The organism is Mitsuokella jalaludinii, from assembly GCF_928722185.1.
GTDB classification, from domain to species: Bacteria; Bacillota; Negativicutes; order Selenomonadales; family Selenomonadaceae; genus Mitsuokella; species Mitsuokella jalaludinii.
Genome location: NZ_CAKMXA010000001.1, coordinates 1,684,523 through 1,704,604, shown reverse-complemented (window position 1 = coordinate 1,704,604; position 20,082 = coordinate 1,684,523). Strand labels below are relative to the sequence as shown.

The 20,082-nt window shown below is 60.1% G+C and carries 16 protein-coding genes and 1 other annotated feature; of the genes, 3 read left to right on the top strand and 13 right to left on the bottom strand.

Features of this window, described 5'->3' with window-relative positions; all coding sequences use genetic code 11:
- Nucleotides 1–2: 2 nt before the first annotated feature.
- Nucleotides 3–1,916, bottom strand: coding sequence for a fructose-bisphosphatase class III (locus QDI87_RS07920; protein WP_036377250.1), 1,914 nt, complete (start codon nt 1,914–1,916; stop codon nt 3–5).
- A gap of 50 nt (nt 1,917–1,966) precedes the next feature.
- Entirely contained in the window at nt 1,967–2,428 is a 462-nt protein-coding gene (locus QDI87_RS07915; RefSeq protein WP_036377247.1) for a metal-dependent hydrolase, read from the bottom strand.
- A 161-nt stretch (nt 2,429–2,589) separates the two neighbouring features.
- On the opposite strand from QDI87_RS07915, the gene QDI87_RS07910 reads away from it, so the two are divergent.
- Nucleotides 2,590–3,690, top strand: a complete 1,101-nt coding sequence (locus QDI87_RS07910; protein WP_055161744.1) for a hypothetical protein — start codon at nt 2,590–2,592, stop codon at nt 3,688–3,690.
- Nucleotides 3,691–3,748: 58 nt separating this feature from the next.
- On the opposite strand, the gene QDI87_RS07905 is transcribed toward QDI87_RS07910, so the two are convergent.
- The 3 genes from QDI87_RS07905 to QDI87_RS07895 are packed head-to-tail and all read right to left on the bottom strand — an operon-like array spanning nt 3,749 to nt 8,350.
- Nucleotides 3,749–6,793, bottom strand: coding sequence for an efflux RND transporter permease subunit (locus tag QDI87_RS07905; protein WP_278742842.1), 3,045 nt, complete (start codon nt 6,791–6,793; stop codon nt 3,749–3,751).
- Nucleotides 6,790–7,869, bottom strand: coding sequence for an efflux RND transporter periplasmic adaptor subunit (locus QDI87_RS07900; protein ID WP_278742839.1), 1,080 nt, complete (start codon nt 7,867–7,869; stop codon nt 6,790–6,792). Before QDI87_RS07900 ends, QDI87_RS07905 begins: the two co-directional genes overlap by 4 nt.
- Nucleotides 7,856–8,350: a MarR family winged helix-turn-helix transcriptional regulator gene (locus QDI87_RS07895; RefSeq protein ID WP_055161753.1), complete on the bottom strand. Its 495-nt coding sequence runs from the start codon at nt 8,348–8,350 to the stop codon at nt 7,856–7,858. The genes QDI87_RS07900 and QDI87_RS07895 overlap by 14 nt, the downstream gene beginning before the upstream one ends.
- 225 nt (nt 8,351–8,575) lie before the next feature.
- Between QDI87_RS07895 and QDI87_RS07890 the strand changes: the two genes are divergently transcribed.
- Nucleotides 8,576–9,421 carry a menaquinone biosynthetic enzyme MqnA/MqnD family protein gene (locus QDI87_RS07890; RefSeq protein ID WP_278742835.1) on the top strand — a complete coding sequence of 282 codons (846 nt, stop codon included), beginning with the start codon at nt 8,576–8,578 and terminating at the stop codon, nt 9,419–9,421.
- Nucleotides 9,422–9,513: 92 nt separating this feature from the next.
- On the opposite strand, the gene QDI87_RS07885 is transcribed toward QDI87_RS07890, so the two are convergent.
- From QDI87_RS07885 to QDI87_RS07865, 5 genes are all read right to left on the bottom strand, one after another.
- Nucleotides 9,514–10,662: a glycoside hydrolase family 3 N-terminal domain-containing protein gene (locus tag QDI87_RS07885; RefSeq protein WP_278742833.1), complete on the bottom strand. Its 1,149-nt coding sequence runs from the start codon at nt 10,660–10,662 to the stop codon at nt 9,514–9,516.
- Between the two features lie 47 nt (nt 10,663–10,709).
- Nucleotides 10,710–12,083: a sodium-dependent transporter gene (locus QDI87_RS07880; RefSeq protein ID WP_270528039.1), complete on the bottom strand. Its 1,374-nt coding sequence runs from the start codon at nt 12,081–12,083 to the stop codon at nt 10,710–10,712.
- Between the two features lie 153 nt (nt 12,084–12,236).
- Nucleotides 12,237–13,952: a phosphoenolpyruvate--protein phosphotransferase gene (gene ptsP / locus QDI87_RS07875; protein WP_278742829.1), complete on the bottom strand. Its 1,716-nt coding sequence runs from the start codon at nt 13,950–13,952 to the stop codon at nt 12,237–12,239.
- A gap of 131 nt (nt 13,953–14,083) precedes the next feature.
- Nucleotides 14,084–14,350, bottom strand: a complete 267-nt coding sequence (locus QDI87_RS07870) for an HPr family phosphocarrier protein (RefSeq protein WP_036377218.1) — start codon at nt 14,348–14,350, stop codon at nt 14,084–14,086.
- Between the two features lie 277 nt (nt 14,351–14,627).
- Nucleotides 14,628–16,304 carry a sigma 54-interacting transcriptional regulator gene (locus QDI87_RS07865; protein ID WP_055161823.1) on the bottom strand — a complete coding sequence of 559 codons (1,677 nt, stop codon included), beginning with the start codon at nt 16,302–16,304 and terminating at the stop codon, nt 14,628–14,630.
- Nucleotides 16,305–16,566: 262 nt separating this feature from the next.
- Nucleotides 16,567–16,827 (top strand) — a binding site (T-box leader).
- 101 nt (nt 16,828–16,928) lie between these two features.
- Here QDI87_RS07865 and QDI87_RS07860 point away from each other — a divergent pair.
- Nucleotides 16,929–18,275 (top strand): MFS transporter, encoded by a 1,347-nt coding sequence (locus QDI87_RS07860; RefSeq protein ID WP_055161768.1) that lies wholly within the window; start codon nt 16,929–16,931, stop codon nt 18,273–18,275.
- Between the two features lie 79 nt (nt 18,276–18,354).
- On the opposite strand, the gene QDI87_RS07855 is transcribed toward QDI87_RS07860, so the two are convergent.
- The 3 genes from QDI87_RS07855 to QDI87_RS07845 form a co-directional block, all read right to left on the bottom strand.
- Nucleotides 18,355–18,819, bottom strand: a complete 465-nt coding sequence (locus QDI87_RS07855; RefSeq protein WP_036377212.1) for a YhcH/YjgK/YiaL family protein — start codon at nt 18,817–18,819, stop codon at nt 18,355–18,357.
- 84 nt (nt 18,820–18,903) lie between these two features.
- Nucleotides 18,904–19,338 (bottom strand): flavodoxin, encoded by a 435-nt coding sequence (locus tag QDI87_RS07850; RefSeq protein WP_036377209.1) that lies wholly within the window; start codon nt 19,336–19,338, stop codon nt 18,904–18,906.
- Nucleotides 19,339–19,384: 46 nt separating this feature from the next.
- A complete protein-coding gene (locus QDI87_RS07845) occupies nt 19,385–19,924 on the bottom strand; it encodes a DUF3793 family protein (RefSeq protein ID WP_036377206.1) in 540 nt (179 codons plus the stop codon).
- Nucleotides 19,925–20,082: the final 158 nt, after the last annotated feature.

Below are 20,082 nucleotides of genomic sequence, written 5' to 3'. Positions count from 1 at the left end.
AATCAATTCTGGGGCTTCAACAAGCCGTTCTGGTAGGCGAGCAGCAGATTGTAGAGGTCCGTGATCTCGTCCTGGATGGCTCGGCCCTGGTCGGTGTCGCCGACCGTGTTATGGCACGACTGCAGTTCGACTGTCTCGGAGACGGACTCGATGTCGTGGTTGGCGCGCAGCGCCTCGCGGACGTCGGCGATGCGCTGGTGCTCGAGCAGGCGCAGGCCGCGCGAATTCGAGATGAGCGTGTAGCCGGAGATGCCCGTCTTCTTGTGGTAGGCGCGGCAGAAGCCGCCGTCGATGATGATGGCGCGGCCGCCCGCCTTGATGGGGCTCTCGCCCTTCTTGACCTTGACGGGTACATGGCCGTTGATGATGTGGCCGCGCTTCGGGTCGAGGCCGAATTCCTGCAGGACATGCTCGCAGCATTCCACCGTGTCGATGTAGCGGTAGTACGGGTCAGACGGCTCCTTCCATGTGCTCTCGTCGGGAATCAGCGCGCGCTCAAACGTCTTGAACTCGCGCCCAGACGTCGGCGAGAGCCTGCCGCACCAGAGGAAGTACATGAAGTCGAGGGCGCGCGGCGTGCCATGCAGCCATGCCTCCCGCGCGCGCTGCTCGCAGAAGTCGAACCAGCTGCGGCCGCGGTACTCCTTGCCCTCGAAGCGTATCGTGCGGAAACTGCCGTCTTCATTGAGCGGCACGCAGCCGTGGAACAGCAGATTGCCGTTGCAGCAGGTGTAGAGATTGCCCTTCTGGTAGAGGTAGTCGACGTGACGGTGCAGGACGGCGCTCTCCGTGAAGTAGGAGCGCAGGTCCGCGATGATCTCCTGCTCCTTTGCGGTCAGCTCGTAGACATCCTCGCCCGACTCGTCAATCGTCGGGAAGTAGGCGCTCTCGAGCTCGTAGCGCCTGCCGTCGCCGAGCCGCGCATACGAGGAACGGAAGTCGATGTGATGGAGCAGCCGGCGGCTCTCCATCTGGAAGTCGTGATTGCGCGCGATGAGCTGGCCCTCGAGCTTGAACATCATGATGGTGATGGCGCGCTCCGCTGCCTTCAGGGGCGCTTCGTCGGGGTAGATGTGCGAGGCAAATGTCGTCAGCGGCCGCAGGCTGATGCCGTAGCCGCGCTCGAGGACGTCGGTATTGTGGTAGCGCAGGGAATTGCGCACGACCGTCGCGATGCAGGCCTCGCTGCCAAGCGCCGCGCCCATCCAGAGCACATCGTGGTTGCCCCACTGGATGTCGACGGACGGGTGCTCCATGAGCAAGTTGAGGATGGCGTCGGGCCGGTTGCCGCGGTCAAAGAAATCGCCGACGATGTGGAGCCGGTCGACGGCCAGCCGCTTAATCAGAACGGTGAACGCCTCGATGAAGTCCGCGCCGCTGTCAATCTGCACGATGGTATTGAGGAGCTTCTTGAGGTAGAGGAACTGCGCCTGGTCGGCTTCCGGGCGCGTGTTCATGAGCTCGACGATGACCGATGCGTAGCGGTCGGGGATGAAGCCGCTGACCTTCGAAGCCGGGTACTTGTAGCTCATGAGCTTCGCGAGCTCGAGCAGGCGCGAGAGGTTCTCGCGGTACCACGACGGCGTCGCGCGCCGCTCCGTGCGCATCTGGTCGATCTTCTCCTTCGGGTAGTAGATGAGCGTGCAGAACTCCGCCTTCTCGTCCTCCGTCAGCCGCACGCCGAAGACGTAGTCGACCTTCTCGCGGATGACGCCGGAGCAGTTGTTGAGGATGTGGAAAAACGAGGCATACTCGCCGTGCAGGTCGCTCATGAAGTGCTCGATGCCCTTCGGCAGCGAGAGGTACGACTGCAGGTAGATGAGCTTCTCGTAAACGGCTTCTTTTGTTGGGTATTTCTCGGCCATGAGGCGCAGGATCTTGCTCGTCTTCTTCGTGTGTGTGCGATAGTCCGTCATCGTGACTCCCCTTCCCTAATCTATCCCTCAATCTCATATCTCAGCGCAAGTCAGCTCAAAAAAGAAAAATGCGTGCGCAGGCCGTAGCAGAGCAGCACAGCTGCAATCGTGAAGAGGTACTCCGGCACAGAGCCGACCTTGAAGAGCCTGACGCCGACTTTCTGGTACGGCGTCAAGAGCGGCACCTTGCCGCAGACGGCGTCCTCGGCGATGTGCAAGAGAGCGCCGATGCAGATGTAGATGCCGATCGTCGTGAGGTCGGCCGTCGGCAAGGCAGTCAGCTGCCCCTCCTCGAGCCTGCTCAGGAAAAAGATCAGACCGAGGTACAAGAGCGGCCAGTGCGACCAGCCGCGGTGACGGCTGCGCCAGCTCCAGTAATTGCCCGCATGCGGATTGCCCTCGACCTTGTCGGGGAAGATTGCCCCCGCCATGCTGTAGATAGTCAGCAGCATATCGTCCGTGGCCGCATAGACAATGACGCCCGTCAGGACCTGGTGGTTGACCCATTTCATAAAAAACATTTCCTCCAAAGCACAAACGCACGAGATTCTATTCTCTATCTCACTATTCTACCAGATATTACAAGGAAAACATATGAGTGCTGGCGATTTTTTGGACGCATACCGCCTCGTATAGTATAATAGAATCACACAGACAGAAAGGAATTTGCCAGATGGATGATTATACTTGGGAAAAGACCATACAGAGGCGCAGGATCAGGAGGCGACGCCAGGCTCTCCTGATCCTCGTGCTGCTGATCCTCGCGCTCGGCGCCTTCTTCGGCTGGCATTCGTATGCCGAGAAGCGCACACCGGAATACGCGCTCGAGCAGGCGGCGATCGCCGTTCAGAAGAAGGATGCCGACAGCTTCCGGCACTACGTCAACCTCGACCTCGTGACCTCGCGCGGCTACGACGACCTGACGGCAGACCTGCTCTCCTACGACACGACGCTGACAGCTGTCAACAAGGCCGCCTACGAGAAGTTCTACATCACGGTCAAGCCGCAGCTCACGAGCGGCACGCAGGACACGATCCTGCGGCGCGTGAGCTCGGGCGAGTGGAGCCTGCCTGAAGGCACGGACATCCTCAAGGGACGCCAGCTCGGCATCGACTACGAGCGCTTCCTCGCGCGCAGCCAGATGCGCAACACCTCGCTTGTCGGCATCGGCAAGGTCACGCGCGACGGCACGGCGGCAACGGCTGAGATCGAGGTGCGCGACGACTGGACGGGCACATCCTTCACGCTCGAGGCCGCAATGGAGCAGGCGACGGACGGCCACTGGCAAGTCACCTATCTCAAGAATTACCGCGACTACCTCGACGCCATCACGCCGCTGCACAACGAGGACATCGCCAAGTACAGCGAGGCGACGAAGAACATCGTCGCCTCCTACAACGAGAAGCTCACCGCCTACAAGGCCCGCTTTGCCGCACTGAGCCAGACGAGTTCCGGCACATTCACGGCCGAGCAGAAGGCGGGGCTTGAGGCACTGGTCGAGAAGGAAGTCATCCCGACTCTGCAGGCTCGCCAGCAGGAGCTCGCGAGCGTCGAGGTGCCGCCCGGTGCCCGCTACCTTGCCGACCAGCGCCAGCAGGCCACTGAGCTGACGCTCAAGGCATGGCAGCACTTCCTCGCGGGCATCAAGAACGATGACCCCGATGAGCTCGCCCAGGCCGAGACGCTCAACAAGCAGGAGCTCGCCGTCGACCTGCGCGTCGACGACATCATCCGCCACACGGCCATCAGCCGCAGCATCCCCAATCTGCCGTGACTGCCCTGCCCCATCAAAAAAGGTTCCACTCCGATGAGTGGAACCTTTTTTGATGGGATTACGGCTTCTGTATCTTGTACATCGCAGCGTACATCGTCGGCAGCACGAGCAGTGTCAAGACCGTGGCGACGAGCAGGCCGCTGGCGATGGCGACGGCCATCGGCCCCCAGAAGGCGCTCGTCATCAGGGGCAGCATGCCGAGGATGGCGGCTGCAGCCGTCAGCATGATGGGGCGGAAGCGCAGCACAGCGGAGTCGACGACGGCATCCCACGGCGTTTCGCCCGCCTCCAGATGCTTCTGGATCTGGTCGATGAGGATGACCGAGTTGCGGATGATCATGCCGAAGAGCGCGAGCACGCCGAGGATGGCGACGAAGCCCATGGCCTTGTCGAGCACGAGCATGCCGATGGCCACGCCGATGATGCCGAGCGGCGCCGTCAGGACGGTCAGGACCATGTCCTTGAAGCTGCGCAGCTGGAACATCAAGAGCGTCATGATGAGGAACACCATGACTGGTATTGGCTTGACGAGGAAGCCGACTGACTTGTCGCTGTCCTCGAGCGTGCCGGCCGCTTCGATGGAACAGCCGAGCGGCAGATCATCGCGCAGGTCCTTCGTCGCCTCGTACGCTTTCTTCGTCGCGTCATTAGCCGTGCCCGTCTTGACATCGGCGCTGACCGTGACGGTCGGCATGAGGTCGTAGCGCTTGATGAGGCCGTCCTCACCTTCGTACGAGATCTTCGCAATCTGGTCGAGCGTCACATAGCCGGCCTGGCCGAGGTAGATCGGCAGATTCTTGAGCTCGGCGATGTTCTGGCGGTCAACAGCCGCGAGCCGCAGGTCGATGTCGATTGTGCGGTCCCTCGTGTAGAATTCCGCCGCCTTGGCGCCCGTGAGCTCCGTGTAGAGCATCTGCGAGACGGCCTGCGTCGTCACGCCCATGCTGCGCAGCTTGTCCTGATCGAGCTCGAGGTGGACGACCTTGCTCTTCTGGCCCCAGTCCGTCTGGATATTCGTGTTGTTGGGATCCTCGGCGAGGATGTCCGCGACCTCGGCCGCCGTCGCCTTCGCCTGTTCGACTGTGTAGCCAGAGACGCGCAGCATGACAGGATGATCGGCCGGCGGGCCCGTCTGGATGAACTGGATGTTGCCGCTGACGTCGGAGAACTCACCGGCAAAGGCATCCTGGAGATCCTTGGCCAGCGCCTCGCGGGCCTTCGTGTCCTTCGCAACGATGACGAACTGCGAACAGTTGTCGGCTGCGGCCTTCGGGTCGACCGTCAGCACGAAGCGCGGCGCGTACTGGCCGACGTAATACGAGTAGTTCTCGAGCTTGTCACTGCGCTCCTGCAAAAAGTCCGACATGCGGTCGCAGACGGCCTGCGAGGCCTCCATCGAGGAGCCCTCCGGCAGCTTGAGCTCCACGAGGATCTCCGGGCGCAGCGATGGCGGGAAGAACTCCTGCTTGATGAACGTCATCATGAAGAGCGAGAGGAAGAATACGCCGGCCGTCGCGATGAGCACGACCTTGCGATGCGTCAGGAAGATGGTGAGCACCTTGCGGAACCACGTGTAGAAGCGGCTCTGGTACGGGTCAATATGCCCCTCAGCATCCTTCTTGACCTCGACGCGAATCAGGTAGTAGCCATAGAGCGGCGCGACCATGACAGAGACGATCCACGAGAGCAAGAGCGCCGTTGCGATGACCGGGAAGAGCGCGCTGCAGAACTCGCTGGCCATGCCCTTCGCAAAGGCGACGGGGATGAAGCCACAGCAGGTAATGAGCGTGCCCGTCAGCATCGGCTTAGCCGTCGCGCGGAAGGCGTAGCAGGCCGCGTCGAAGCGGCTGTTGCCCATCTCGAGCTTGACGCTCATCATCTCGACGGCGATGATGGCATCGTCGACGAGCAGGCCGAGCGCGATGATCAGCGAGCCGAGCGAGACTTTGTGCAAGTCGATGCCCACAGCGTACATGACGACGAAGGTACCGCAGAGCACGAGCGGGATGCAGCCCGCGACGACGAGGCCCGTGCGGAAGCCAAGCGACAGGAAGCTGACGGCCAGCACGATGACGATGGCCTCGACGAGCGTCTTGACGAAGTCGTGGATGGACTCCGCGACGACGCTCGGCTGGTCAGATACCTGGTGGATCTCGAGGCCGACGGGCATGTCCTGCTGGATCTTGCCGATCTCCGCCTTGAGATCATCGCCGAGCTTCAGGATATTGCCGCCGTCCTCCATCGAGACGGCGATGCCGATGGCCGGCTCGCCGTTGTAGTACATCTTCGGCGCAGCCGGCTCCTCAAAGCGGCGCTCGACCTTGGCGATATCGCCGAGCCGCAGCACCTTGCCGCCCGCATTCACGGGCATCTGGCGGATGGCCTCGACATCGTCGAACTGGCCCGACACGCGCACGTAGACGTTGTCGGAGTCCGTCTCGACCATGCCGCCTGGCGTCATGTCATTCTGCTGTGCGAGCGCGTTCATGATGACCTGCGGGCTGATGCCGAGCTCGGAGAGCTTGGCGCGGTCCATCTCGATGTAGACCTTCTCCTCCTGTTCGCCGACGAGTTCGACTTTCTGGACGCTCGGCACATTGAGGAGCAGTCGCCGCGTCTTCTCGGCCTGCTGGCGCATCTCCTCATACGAGTAGCCGTCGCCTGTCACGGCGTAGATCGAGCCGTAGACATCGTCGAAGCGGTCGTTGTAGTACGGGCCGTAGACGCCCTGCGGCAGTTCGCGCTTGACGTCCTCGCAGAGATTGCGCACATCCTTCCAAGTGTCGCGCACCTTTTCCTTCGCGACCTCATCGGAGAGCTCGACGTAGATGATGGTCTGGCCCGCGCGCGTCTCACTCTTGATGTTGTCGAGTCCCTGCGTGTCCTGGAGCTTCTTCTCGAGCTTGTCCGTGACCTGCTCCTGCATCTCCTGCGCCGTCGCGCCCGGCCAGGCGGCCGAGACGACCATCTGGCGTATCGTGAACTGCGGGTCCTCCATGCGGCCGAGCTTGTTGTAGGCAAAGATGCCGCCGATGGCCGTCACGATGATGAAGTACCAGACGAGCACCTTGTTCTTCAGGGAGACTTCTGTCAGATTTCTCATTTGTCCGCCTCCGTCCGCACGGCCTGGCCCTCACGGAGTTTATGGACGCCGGCCGTCACGACGACATCCGTCGGCGCGAGGCCGTGCACAAGGACCGTGTTGTCGCCGAAGTTCTCGACCTCGACGCTCTTCAGGGCAACGGTGTTGTCGTCCGTGACGACCCATACCTCGGGCGCGTCATCCGTCTGGTAGATGGCCGAGAGCGGCAGGACGGCACCTGAAGAGGCGTTGCCGTCCGACTGCCGGACAGCCACACTGGCCGTCATGCCGAGCTGCATGCCCTGCGGCGGGTTCGGAACGGAGACGCGCACTTTGTAGGTGCGCGAAGTGCTGTCCGCCATCGGCGCAACTTCGCGCACCGTGCCGTCCACTTCCTGAGATAGCGCCCAGAACGAAACTTTGACCGGCGTGCCGACTGCCACATCCTCGATGCGGTTCTCCGGGACGGCGATCTCCACCTCAAGCTCATCCGTCTGCACGAGCGTCATAACGGTCTGGCCGGCTGCGACGACCTGCCCTTCCTCCGCGTCAATCTTCGAGATGACGCCGTCTGCACCGGCTGTCAAGTTCGTGTAGCCGAGTGCGTTGTGCCCCTGCGCAGCGGTGGCGAGCGCCTGCTGGTACGTCGCAAAGGCCGCGTCGTAATTGGCCTGATACTGGTCGAGCACAGAGGCCGCGACAGCATCCTCTTGGTAGAGCTCGCTGTAGCGCGCGAGGTTGCGCTGTGCCAGGTCGAGCTGCGCGCGGGCCTGCGCGACCTGCGCGTCGCCGGCATTCGACTGCTGCACGACGTCCTTGGCGTTGATGACCATCAGCGTGTCGCCCGCCCTGACGCGGCTGCCCTCCTGCACATTGCGCGCGAGGATCTGGCCGCCGACCTGGAAGGCGAGGTTCGTCTCATAGCGGCCGCGCACCGTGCCAGCGTACGTGCCCGTGTCAGCCTCCATGCCGCTGCCGGCCTGCTGCGTCTTGACGAGCGGCGCCTTCTCTGCAGGCGCCGCCTTCTGGCCGCAGCCGGCGGCCGAGAGCGCGACAACGAACGCGAGCACGAGCGCCAGTCCCTTACGATTCTGCATGACCGTTCCCCCTTGTCATTTCTACCTCCGGTATATCGCGCGCCAGCTTGCGGATGTCGGCACGGCAGGCCCGGTCGACGAGATGGTCGAAGCCCTTGACGATGACCTCGACTTCCGCGGGCTCCATGTCCTCCACGAGGTAGTCGACCCAGCGCTGGATGACATTGCGCAGGTAAGCGTGCTGCTCCTTGCCGTAGTCCGTCAGGTAGACGTGCTTAGCGCGCTTGTCGCGCGCATCCTGCTCGCGGTAGACGAGCCCCTTCTTCTCGAGCATCGTCATCGTGCGTGTCACGACGGCCTTGTCGAGGTAGAGCATAGCGGCGAGCTCATCCTGCCGCGCACCCTCGTGGTCGTAGATGCGCAGCAGCATGACGTACTCCGAGTACGTCAGATGCAGCTTCTCGCACGCCTCGACAACAAAGATCTGTGAGCGGCGATGAAGCACCGAAAACCAGCGTCCTATGTTGATATACTCATCCATGAGTGATCCCTCCCATTATCTGCCTATCCCTTGACAGATATATATCAGCAAATGTCCAGTTGATGAAATCAACTATGATCACGATAATTGTAACATATTGGGCTAGCAGGTTCAAGGCAGCAGACATCGTCCCCGAAAAATACCGTATACATGAGAAACCCATATATTTTCGCAGAAGCAGCGTGTATAATGAAAGAGACTATGAAACAAGAAAGGGGATATTCTATGACCTGTCCAAGGGTTGGACACATCAATTTCCTGAACGTCCTGCCGCTGACCTGGAGCTATGCGCACGGTGCAGCGGACGGCCTCCAGCTCACGCGCGGCGTACCGGCGGAGCTCAACAGCGACATCGTCAACCACCGCCTCGACGTTAGCAATGTCTCGTCCATCGTCTACGCCCGCCACAGTGAGGCACTCGTCGTCGTACCGGATGTCTGTGTCTCGACGGACGGCGATGTCGAGAGCATCCTGCTCGCCTCGCGCAAGCCCATCGAGTCCCTGAAGGACGACAAGATCATCCTGACGGCCAAGTCGGCGACATCGCACTGCCTTTTGAAGATCATCCTGCGCCTCGCCTACGGCGCCATCCCGAACTACTACGTGCGTCACATCACTCCGGAAGACCCGATCCCTGACGACGCGACAGCCTCGCTGCTCATCGGCGACGACGCGCTCTGGCTCTACCACCACCCGCGCGAGGGCTACTATTACTACGACCTCGGCCTCGAGTGGAAGAAGATGACGGGCAAGAAGATGGTCTACGCGCTCTGGGTCGCGAGCCGCCGCTTCGCCGAGAGCCATCCAGAATCATTGCAGCTCGTCTACGACCGCATCCACACGGCCTTCCAGACAGCAGAAGCGCACAAGGACGCGGCCATCCGCGAGATCCTGCCGAAGAAACCCGCCTTCACCTACGAGCAGCTCGAGGAGTATCTCGGCCCGATCATCCGCTGGGACCTCGCCGACGACTACCTCGACGGCCTCAGGACCTTCTACAAGTTCGCCCACGAGATGAACCTCATCGACCACGTGCCTGAGATCGAGTTCGCCCCCGTGCGGCGCAGCTGAGCGGCACGATAAGAGAATACGGCGCAAAAAAGACGCTCTGACCTGAAATGTCAGAGCGTCTTTTATCATCGGATGTTGGATTGTCTCATCGCTCAAGACTGCGCGTGCAGCAGCTTTGCCTTGACGATGCGGCGCACCGACTCGTCGACACGCTCCATCGGGATCGTGCCGTCCTCGACGGCGTCCAAGAGGCCGAGGTAGACGTCCGTCTCATGCGGGTACTCGTGGCAGACGAGCACGATATCTGAGCCGGCTTCGACAGCCTTGACGCCGAGTTCGCGGAAGCTGTAGTGCTTCGCTAGTGCGCCCATCTCGACGTCATCCGTGATGATGAGGCCGCGGTAGCCTAGCTCACCGCGCAGGAAGTCCGTCTGTATGGCCTTCGAGATGCTCGCGGGGTTCTCTCCGTCGAGCGCCGGATAGCGCAGGTGCGAGACGAGCACGAAGTAGTCCTCGCTCTGGCGCTCATCGATGACCTTCTGGAACGGCACGATATCGCGCTTCAGGAGCTCCGCCTTCGTGGCCGTGATGGAGGAGATGTCCTCATGCGAGTCGACCGTGCCGCGGCCGATGCCCGGGAAGTGCTTGAGCGCGTACATCATGTGCTGCTGCTCGTAGCCCTGTGCGGCAGCCTCGACGAACTTGGCCGCCTGCTCGGGATCCGCACTGAACGAGCGCGCGTATTCGCCGACATCGGCGACCGGCGCGAAGTTGACGTTAAAGCCGAGCTTCTTGAGCTTCTCCGCCGTCTGGCGGGCCGACTCCTCCGCGCGCGTTACCTCACCGCTCCTGCCGATCTCCTGCTCCGACGGCGGCGGCGTCAGGAACGACTTGCCGCGCACGACCTGGCCGCCCTCCTCATCGACGCCGATGAAGAGCGGCACCTTCTGGTCCGCCTTCGCCTGCAGGTCCGCGATGAGCTGCTTCGTCTGGTCGGCCGACTCCATGTTGCGGTCAAACAGGATGACGCCACCCATGTGGTACTGGTGCAGCATGTAGAGGCTGTCATCCGTGACATCCGTCCCCTGGACGCCGATCATGACCATCTGGCCGACCTTCTCCGTCGTCGTCATCGAGTCGACAATCGCATCGACCTTCTCGTCGAGCGTCTGCTCCTTCGCTGTCTGACCTGCGCCATCGCCGCTCTGCGCCTTGCCGCAGCCCGCCACGATTGCGGCAGTCGACAGAGCAAATAGCAGCAGAACGAGCAGCCAAAAGCGGCTCATGTTCTTTCGCATCATCCCATCCCTTTCCGTTCTCACAGATTCACACCCAAATGTCATCCCGCTTACTTGAAGAACATCGCGTAGTAGCCCGCTACAAAGATGTAGAGGACAATCAGCGGCAGGATCCAGGTCGCGTAGAAGCGGATCCACTTTGGGAAGGCCATGCCCTTGCCGGTGTCGGCCTCCTTGATGAAGTTATTCCAGCCCCAGCCGTAGCGGCTCGTGCAGAAGGCCAGGTAGACGAGGCTGCCGAGCGGCAGCAGGTTGTTGCTGACGATGAAGTCCTCGAGGCTCAGGACATTCGACCCCGGGCCGAACGGCGTGAAGCCGCTCCAGAGGTTGAAGCCCAGGACGCAGGGCATCGAGAGCAGGATGATGACGAGCATGCCCCAGCGGATGATGATCTTGCGGTCCTTGCGCAAAAGCTCGAGGAAACAGCAGATGAGATTCTCGAACACGGCGATGACCGTCGACATCGAGGCAAAGGCCATGAACAGGAAAAACATCGCGCCCCAGAAGTGGCCGAGCGGCATGTGGTTGAATACGTTCGGCAAGGTGACGAACAGCAGGTTCGGGCCGCTGCCCGGATTGACGCCGTAGCTGAAGCAGGCCGGGAAGATGATGAGGCCGGCCATGATGGCGACGAAGGTGTCGAGCACGATGACCCAGACAGCCTCGCCCGTCAGCCGCTTCGACTTGCCGATGTAGCTGCCGAAGATGGCGAGCGCGCCGATGCCGAGGCTCAGCGTGAAGAAGGCCTGCCCCATCGCCGCAAAGACGACCTCCTGCACGCCGTACTCCACGACCTTGCTGAAGTCCGGATAGAGGTAGTACTTGAGTCCGATCTCGCTGTTCGGCAGCATGATGGAGTTGATGGCCAGCACGACCATCAGGACGAGCAGGGCCGCCATCATCAACTTCGTGATGCGCTCGACGCCGGCCTCGACACCGAGGTAGCAGACGCCGCCGCAGAGCACGACGACGAGGATCATGCAGCCGGCCATCGTCACGGGGTCAGCGAGCAGGCCGCCGAAAACGGCCCCGACCGCCTCGGCGTCCATGCCGTCAAAGGCGCCCGTCGCCATCTTGTAGATGTAGTAGAACATCCAGCCCGAGACGGTCGTGTAGAACATCATGAGCAGAAGATTGCCTGCAATCGCCCCGTACTTGTAGAGATGCCACTTCGTCCCCTTCGGCTCGAGCACGTCAAACGACATGGCCGCACTGCGGACGCTCGCGCGCCCGACGGCAAATTCTGCGACCATGATGGGTAGCCCGAGAATGGCCAGAAACACGAGATAGATCAGCACGAACGAGGCGCCGCCATACTGGCCTGTGATGTACGGGAAGCGCCAGACATTGCCGAGTCCGATGGCACAGCCCGCTGAGACCAGGATGAAGCCCAGGCGCGTCGAAAAACTTCCTCTTTTTTCCAAAAATTATCCCTCCTATTCCCTTTTACAGGGATACAATTCCTTGTGGTTCACACTACACCAGTTTACTCTACAGCATCTTTTTTGTCCAGCCACGAGCAACAAAAGGGCCTCCCGCAAGGGAGGCCCTTTTATTGCACGACTGCTTCAAGTGAATCAGCCGAGAATCTTCTGGAGGTAGTTGCGGATGTCGTCGCCGTCTTCCATCGTCATGACGTCTGCGAGGATTTCCTTTGCCTTGACCGAGCTGATGGAGCGGATCTTCTCCTTGACGCGCGGGATCGACGGTGCACTCATCGAGAGCTCATTGATGCCCATAGCCATGAGCAGGACAGCGGCGTTCGGATCCGACGCCATCTCGCCGCACATGCCGGCCCAGATGCCGTTCTCACGAGCGCTCGTGATTGTGCGCTGTACAAGGCGCAGCACAGCCGGGTTGAAGTGGTTGTAGAGATAGGAAATATTCGCATTGCCGCGGTCGACTGCCAGCGTGTACTGGACGAGATCGTTCGTGCCGATGGAGAAGAAGTCAACGTACTTGGCAAGTACCGGCGTCATGATAGCTGCTGCCGGCGTCTCGACCATGATGCCGACCTGGACATCGTCAGAGTACGCCTTGCCCTCATGCGCGAGCTCGAGTTTTGCTTCCTCGATGAACTCCTTGACCTTCTTGAACTCCGCCACGTTGATGATCATCGGGATCATGATGGCTGCCTTGCCGTAGACGCCGGCGCGCAGGATGGCCTTGAGCTGCGGCAGGAAGAGGTCACGGCGCTGCAGGCTGATGCGGACGGCGCGATAACCGAGGAATGGATTCTCCTCCTCCGGGATGTTGAGGTACGGCAGCGGCTTGTCACCGCCGATATCCATCGTGCGGATGACGCAGAGCTTGCCCTTGCACTTCTCGATGGCCTCTTTGTAGGCCTTGAACTGGTCTTCCTCCGTCGGGATGTCCTGACGGCCCATGAAGACGAACTCGGAGCGGAACAGGCCAACGCCCTCTGCACCGTAGTTCAGCGCGTTGTCGACGTCCATGTGCGTGCCGATGTTGGCCATCAGGTCGACCTTGACACCATCCGTCGTGACAGCCGGCAGGTCCTTGAGAGCAGCGTAGTGCTCGGCGAGTTCCTTCTGCTTCTTGATCTTCTCGTCGTAGCTGGCGATGTCTTCAGGTGCCGGATTGATGACGATCTCGCCGCGCTCGCCGTCCATGATGACGTGGTCGCCATCCGCGATGCGGTCGATGCGGTCTTCCTTGTTGAGGCCGACGATCGTCGGGATTGCGCGAGCCTTGGCGATGATGACGGCATGGGCCGTCGTGCTGCCCGAGCCGAGCAGGACGCCGGCGATCTTCTCCGTCTCCATGCCGGCGATGACGGACGGCTCAATCTCACGGCCGCAGAGGATGACCTTCTCGTCACCGATTTCCGGCTCCTTGACGCCGAGGATGTACTTGGCGACGCGCTTGCCGACATCGCGCAGATCAACAGCGCGGGCTGCAAAGTACTCGTCCTCCATCTGCTCGAACATGACGGCCTGCTCTTCCGCAGCCTTGAGGACGCCCTGTGGCGCATTGCCGAGCTCCTCAATCTTGGCCATGATGTTGTCGGCCATCATCGGGTCCTGTACCATCATGCGGTGTGCTTCCATGATGGCGGCCTGCTCCTTCATGTCCTTGCTCTTGAGCTTCTCGATGCTCTCGCGCAGGATCTCTGCGACAGCCGTCAGGGCATCCTGTGCCTTCTGCTTCTCCGTCGCCTTGTCTTCCGGCTTGTAGTTGACGAGATAGCCGTCAAGGTTCTGGCCTGCGAGCATGATCTTGCCCATGGCGATACCGGAGATGACGCCTTTACCACGAATGATTTCTGCCATTTTACTTTCCCCCTGAAAAATTCCCTGCATTCGCGTGCATTCCCTGCACATATGCAAATGACCTCCCTCCCGCCGGAGCCGGAGGAAGGTCACTCACCTCTTCTGTTCGCTTATCGCGCTCGAATCCGAAATTATTCCTCGCCGAACTTGGAGTCGATGAGGTCTTTCAGAGCCTTGACTGCCTCTGCTTCATCCGGGCCGTCTGCGATGATCGTGACTTCCGTGCCCTTGACGAGGCCCATGCTCATGATCATGAGGATGCTCTTTGCATCGATCGTCTTGCCCTTAGCCTGCAGCTGGATCTTGGACTTGAACTTCGTAGCCGTCTGAACGAAGATGGAAGCCGGGCGAGCGTGGATACCAGTCTTGTTTTCAATCGTAAGCGTTTCCTGAGTCATTTGAACCTCTCCAATCTTAAAACCATTAATCTTACTTTCCCTGTCGTTACAGGAACATAATCAGCACTTATAAATAATGCAAGATGCGTGCCAACTTTTTCCTCCAAGCAGGATTTTTTATCTTGACCCGTCAGGCCTTGTACACAAGGCTTCCGAGATCATATCGTCTTTTGCTTTCGGATTGTTCCGCCGCTATATGACGTCCTCCGATATGGGTTTTGGTAAATTTTACCAAAACTGCGATTTTGCTTGGTAATTTTTACCAACGCTTGGTAAATTATACCAAGCCGTATTTCCGCGCCTTGGCCGCCACGGTCTTGTGACTGATGCGCAGCAGTTTGGCCGCGCCGTTGAAGCTCGTTCCCTGGCGAAGGGCGTTTGCAATGATCTGCTTCTCGTACTCTTCCCACGGGAGGACGGTGTCATCGGCAAGGCTCTGCACCTCGCGTCCGGCGATGTCGCCCTTTATATAAGAAGGCAGCATGGCTGTCGTGATGAGATCCGTGTCCATCAGCGTGATCACGCGCTCGATGACATTCTCGAGCTCGCGGACATTGCCGGGCCAGCGGTAGTGCATGAACATCTGCATGGCGTCCGGCGTGATGCCGCGCACCGCCTTCTTGTTCTCCTTGCTGATCTTCTCGATGAAGTGCTCGACGAGCAAGGGGATATCGTCGGGGCGGTCGCGCAGCGGCGGCAGGATGATGGGGATGACGTTGAGGCGGTAGTAGAGGTCATCGCGGAAAGTGCCCTCGCGGACCATCGCCTCGAGGTCGCGGTTCGTCGCCGCGATGATGCGCACATCGACGTGAATGGTTTCCTCACCGCCGACGCGGTCGAATTCCTTCTGCTGCAAGACGCGCAGGAGCTTGACCTGCAGGTTCTTGTCGAGCTCCCCGATCTCGTCGAGGAAGATCGTGCCGCGGTTGGCGAGCTCGAACTTGCCGAGCTTGCGGCGCACGGCACCAGTGAAAGCACCCTTCTCGTGGCCAAAGAGCTCTGACTCGAGCAGCGCTCCGGGGATGGCGCCGCAGTTGACGCGGATGAAGGGGCCGCGACGTCGTCCGCTCGCATAGTGGATGCCCTCCGCGATGACCTCCTTGCCCGTGCCGCTCTCGCCGCGGATCAGGACATTGGCCGAAGAGTCCGCCGCCTTCGAGGCCAGCGCCAGCACGTCGACGACCTTGCCGCTCTTGCCGATGTAGTTGGCAAAAGCCTGCGCCGTCTTCTTGGTGCGCAGGAGCTCCTGCTCGAGGTACTCCGCTTTGGCCGAGACTTGCGACAGGCGCTCCATCAACGTCTGGATTTCCGTGATGTCCTTGATGACCGAGACGACGCCGGCAATCTCGCCGTCGACGAAGATTGGGTTGACATTGGCGACGATCGTCGTGCCGTCCTTCTTGTGGCGGATGCTGCCGATGCGCGCGATGCCAGAGCGCAGCACGGCGCAGCGGTTGCCGTCAGCAGCCGTCTCGAAGACGTTCTGACCGATGACCATCTCCGGCGTCTTGTGGACAATACGCAGATACGACGGATTGACATAGGTGATCTCGCCGCTGCGGTCAACGACGCAGATGCCGTCCTGCACCGCCTCGAGGATCATCTGCAGGCGTTCCTGCATCAGGGCATTCTCGTGCAGCAGCTTGTCGACGCCGTGGATCTCCGAAGCCTCGTTCATGATGAAGTCGCTCTCGAGGAAGCGCACCATCTCGATGACGGCCTGACGCCCGTTGTCTCCCTCCGCCGACACGAAGACCGAATCGCCCTGTGCGACCTTGAGGGCCACGAGCTTCATGAGGCTGTGCATCTCACAGCGCTCGCTGCGCGCGCTGCGCAGATAGAGGTGGCAGTCGTAGCGCTTGCAGAGTTCCTGTGCGCGCTGCACGATCATCGCCGCGACGCGCGCATGGATGCCGCCCTCGTCGTGGATGACGGCTTCCCGTTCAAAAATCATGTCCATCGTTCCTTTCTGCTTGTTATTATTATACTATAAAACACGGCCAAAATCCTCTCTCATCGCGTAAAAACCGAACCTTGCAAGCAAATATTTTCTAAGAGCGCCATCATCCGGGCGCCATCATCCGAGCGCCATCATCCGCCAGCACACCCGCCAGCTGCCCGAAAAAATCTGCAATTTTTTCCGAAGCAGCTATTGACAACATTACACGCGAGCGTTATGATAGTACCCGTAATCAAAACAACAGTTCACATAACGAATACAGCTGAAGACAGGAAAGAGTAGACTTCTGTTGCTGATGCATAGCGAGCCGGGCATGGTGAAAGCCGGTGATGAGCAGGAAGCCGAAAATCATCCTCGAGGCATGGCGCTGAACCAGAGTAAGCGACCACGACTGCTCCCCGTTACAGGAGCCGCGTATGATGGTACGTCGTGAACCTTACGAATGCCTGAGTACGTCAGAGCGTCGTGCTTTGGCACGGAACTTGGGTGGTAACGCGGAAATCAATCCGTCCCTTTCAGAGGGACGGATTTTTTATTTTTAGTCCATCACTCGGAACAGCCCTGAGAAATCTTGTGACTGCTTTCATCTCATCTATCATTTATCTTGGAGGTATCATCATGGAACAAGCAGCAAACGTCGATCTTGCCCATCTCAAGCGAGCGCGCGACTGGCGCATCATCCTGCCGGTCTTCCTCGTCTCGATCATCGCCTGCATCGACCGCGTCAATGTCGCCTACGCAAAGCTCACGATGACGGCGGACCTGCCGTGGATCACGCCGGAAGTCTTCGGCATGGGCGCCGGCATCTTCTTCGTCGGCTACCTGATCTTCGAGATCCCGGGCTCGCTCGTCGCCTCGCACTTCTCCGCGACGAAGTGGATTGCGCGCATCATGTTCACCTGGGGCCTCGTCTGCGTCTTCATGGCGTTCATCTCGACCGAGTTCCAGTTCTTCCTCTGCCGCTTCCTCTTGGGCGCGTCGGAGGCCAGCCTCTACCCGGTCATCTACTCCGTGCTCTTCCCACGCTGGTTCACGGCCGGTGAGCGCGCCCGCGCCACGAGCCTCATGCTGACTTCGCTGCTGCTCTCGAACATCATCGGCGCACCGATTGCCGGCGTGCTGCTCGAGAGTTCCTTCTTCGGCCTGCACGGCTGGCAGGAGCTCTTCATCCTCGAAGCCATCCCGGCCCTCGCCTTCGCTGTCTTCTTCTTCTTCTGCGTCAAGGACCGCCCGGACCAGGTCAGCTGGCTCACGGACGCCGAGAAAAAATACCTGACGGACAACTTCAACAAAGAGCAGGCTGCCATGCAGTCCCGCAAGAAATACACGGTTCTCGAAGCATTCCATGACCCGAAAGTCCTCAAGCTCTGCCTGATCTACTTCCTCTGGGTCGTCGGTTTCTGGGGCTTCTACTTCTGGATGCCGACCGTTCTCAAAGAACTCTCCGGCCTCTCGACCTCGCTGCTCGGCGGTGCCATCGCCATCCCGATGACGGCCGCACTGCTCGTCCAGCTCGTCATCAGCAAGACGGCCACGATGACGGGCGACAAGGTCTGGCACGTCGCCTGCACGCTCTTCGTCGGTGCTGTCGGCCTCGGCCTCTCGCCTTTTGCTCAGAGCCTGCCCGTCGCTCTCGCGCTCGTCTGCCTCTCCGCTATCGGCATCCACGCCGCCATGGGCGTCTGGTGGACCATCCCGACGACGTTCCTCACCGGCCCTGCTGCCGCCGGCTCCGTTGCCCTCATCAACTCCTGCGGCAACCTCGGCGGCTGGGTCGGCCCGAACATGATGGCCTGGGTCAAAGTCAATACGGGTTCCTTCGATGCCGGCTACTTCATCATGGGTGCCGCCATGCTCGTCTCCGGCCTGCTCGTCCTGACCATCCAGTACAAGCTCAACGGCCAGCGCAAAGACGTCTTCGCAGCCGATAAAGCCGCCGTCAGCGTCGAAGAAGCCGAAGCATGAGAACAATCAACTGAAAACACTGCTATAAAAAAGGTGATTGACCAACTGTGGTCAATCACCTTTTTATGTCATACAAACCTCAGAGCAACTTCACGCTGATCTTGACGACAACCTTGCGCACGGTCATGGGCTGACCGGAGGCGCAGGCCGGACGATGGATATCTTCCGGGAAAAAGACACTGTAGCAGCCGGGGCGCGCCTCGATGAAGCACTCGTTCTCCACCTTCTTGTAGAAGATCAGGTCGCGGTCGTCGAAGCGCTCCGCCACCTCATAGCTGCCTGTGTCCGGCGTGAAGCCAAGGCGCTCTCTGCCCGAGGCGAGGAACTGGACATCGGCGTACTTTTCATGGGCTTCGGGACGCTGCTCCTCTGCCGGCTTCGTCTCCGCGTCGAAGACCTGCGCGTAGATGTCATCGCCCTGGATCGCATAGCGGCCCGGCTCCATCTTCGTGAAGTCATGCGCCTTCAAGAAATCCAGTGCCTTCTCGACGGCCGTCGGCAGCATGACGCTCTGCTGTTTTGCATGGATGGAAGAAAAAATCATGATATGCCCTCCTCTGTGATCACAATCGCAGTCAATTGTGTGATGCCTTCTCGCCTATTGTATCACATGGAGCACAAATCCACATCAAAGAGATACGGCAAACTCTCTGCCGATGGCTTCGCACGCGGCGATGCCGTCGTCATCAGGGGCGTTCTCGATGGCAAGGCCGTCGCCTATGAGCTTGGCGCCCGCATTGCGCGTGCGCTCAGCCCAGGACTCCATCCAGGCACCGCCGCCCCAGCCGTAGGAACCGAAGAGTGCGACAGGCACGCCCTGCAGATGGCTCTCGGCCTCTGCGAAGAAGGGCTCGAACGCCCCTTCCTCGAGGACTTCATCCCCCATGGCCGGGCAGCCGAACATCAGGCCATCGTATTCTTTGAGGCGCTCGACGCCGCCAAACGATTCTACCTCGAATACATCGACATCGGCGCCGGCCTCCTTGGCCCCCTTCTCGATGGCCCTGGCCATCTCCAGCGTATTGCCCGTGCCGGTCCAGTAAATGATTGCGATCTTGCTCATTGAGAATCACCTTTCTTTCTATAAAAGTATATCTGCTTCTTCTGACTCAAACGGCTTTGACGAGATCCGGGAACGAACAGCCCTGCTCGAGGCGCGAGCAGAAGTCCTCCGTGCAGTGCGCATAGCGGTCGAACAGCGCCCGCGTCTCTCTTTCGTTCGCGTATACCTTCCAATACCCACTATAGCAGAAATCCTGCCCTTTGTGCGTGATAAAACCGACAACATCCTCGACAGGATAGCCAAGGAACAGGCCGATCTCATGCGGGAAGGATTTCTGGAGCTGCATGCGCAGGCACAGATGCGCGAGGCATACATCGAGCCCTTCGTCACACGGATAGCCGTACGCCTGCAGCAAATCCCGTACCTCCGCCTGCTCCAGATGGCGGCGAAGGCATGCTGCCCGGTAGAACAGCAGCAGCGTGTACGCCTCTCCCTCCGCTACGCGGAAGACTTCGATTCCCTTGCAGGAAAAACACGCCTTGTACGAGGCCAGCAGCCCTTCGAAATCATCAAAGCGGTCCCTGCGGAAGGAGAGCAGACTCGCGGGCCGCAGCCCGACGAGCAGCGGCGCGGCGTGGAAGCCCATGAGCTGTTCGAAACCCTCTCGTCCCAAAATGCATCACCTCTTGTTGAAAATCATTATCATCGTTGCTCTGCCTGTATTATATCGAAAATGTTTCTCAATTACAAGGCGGCCGATAAAATTTTTCGATTTCGCCTTTGTCCTCCTATGAGATAACCCCC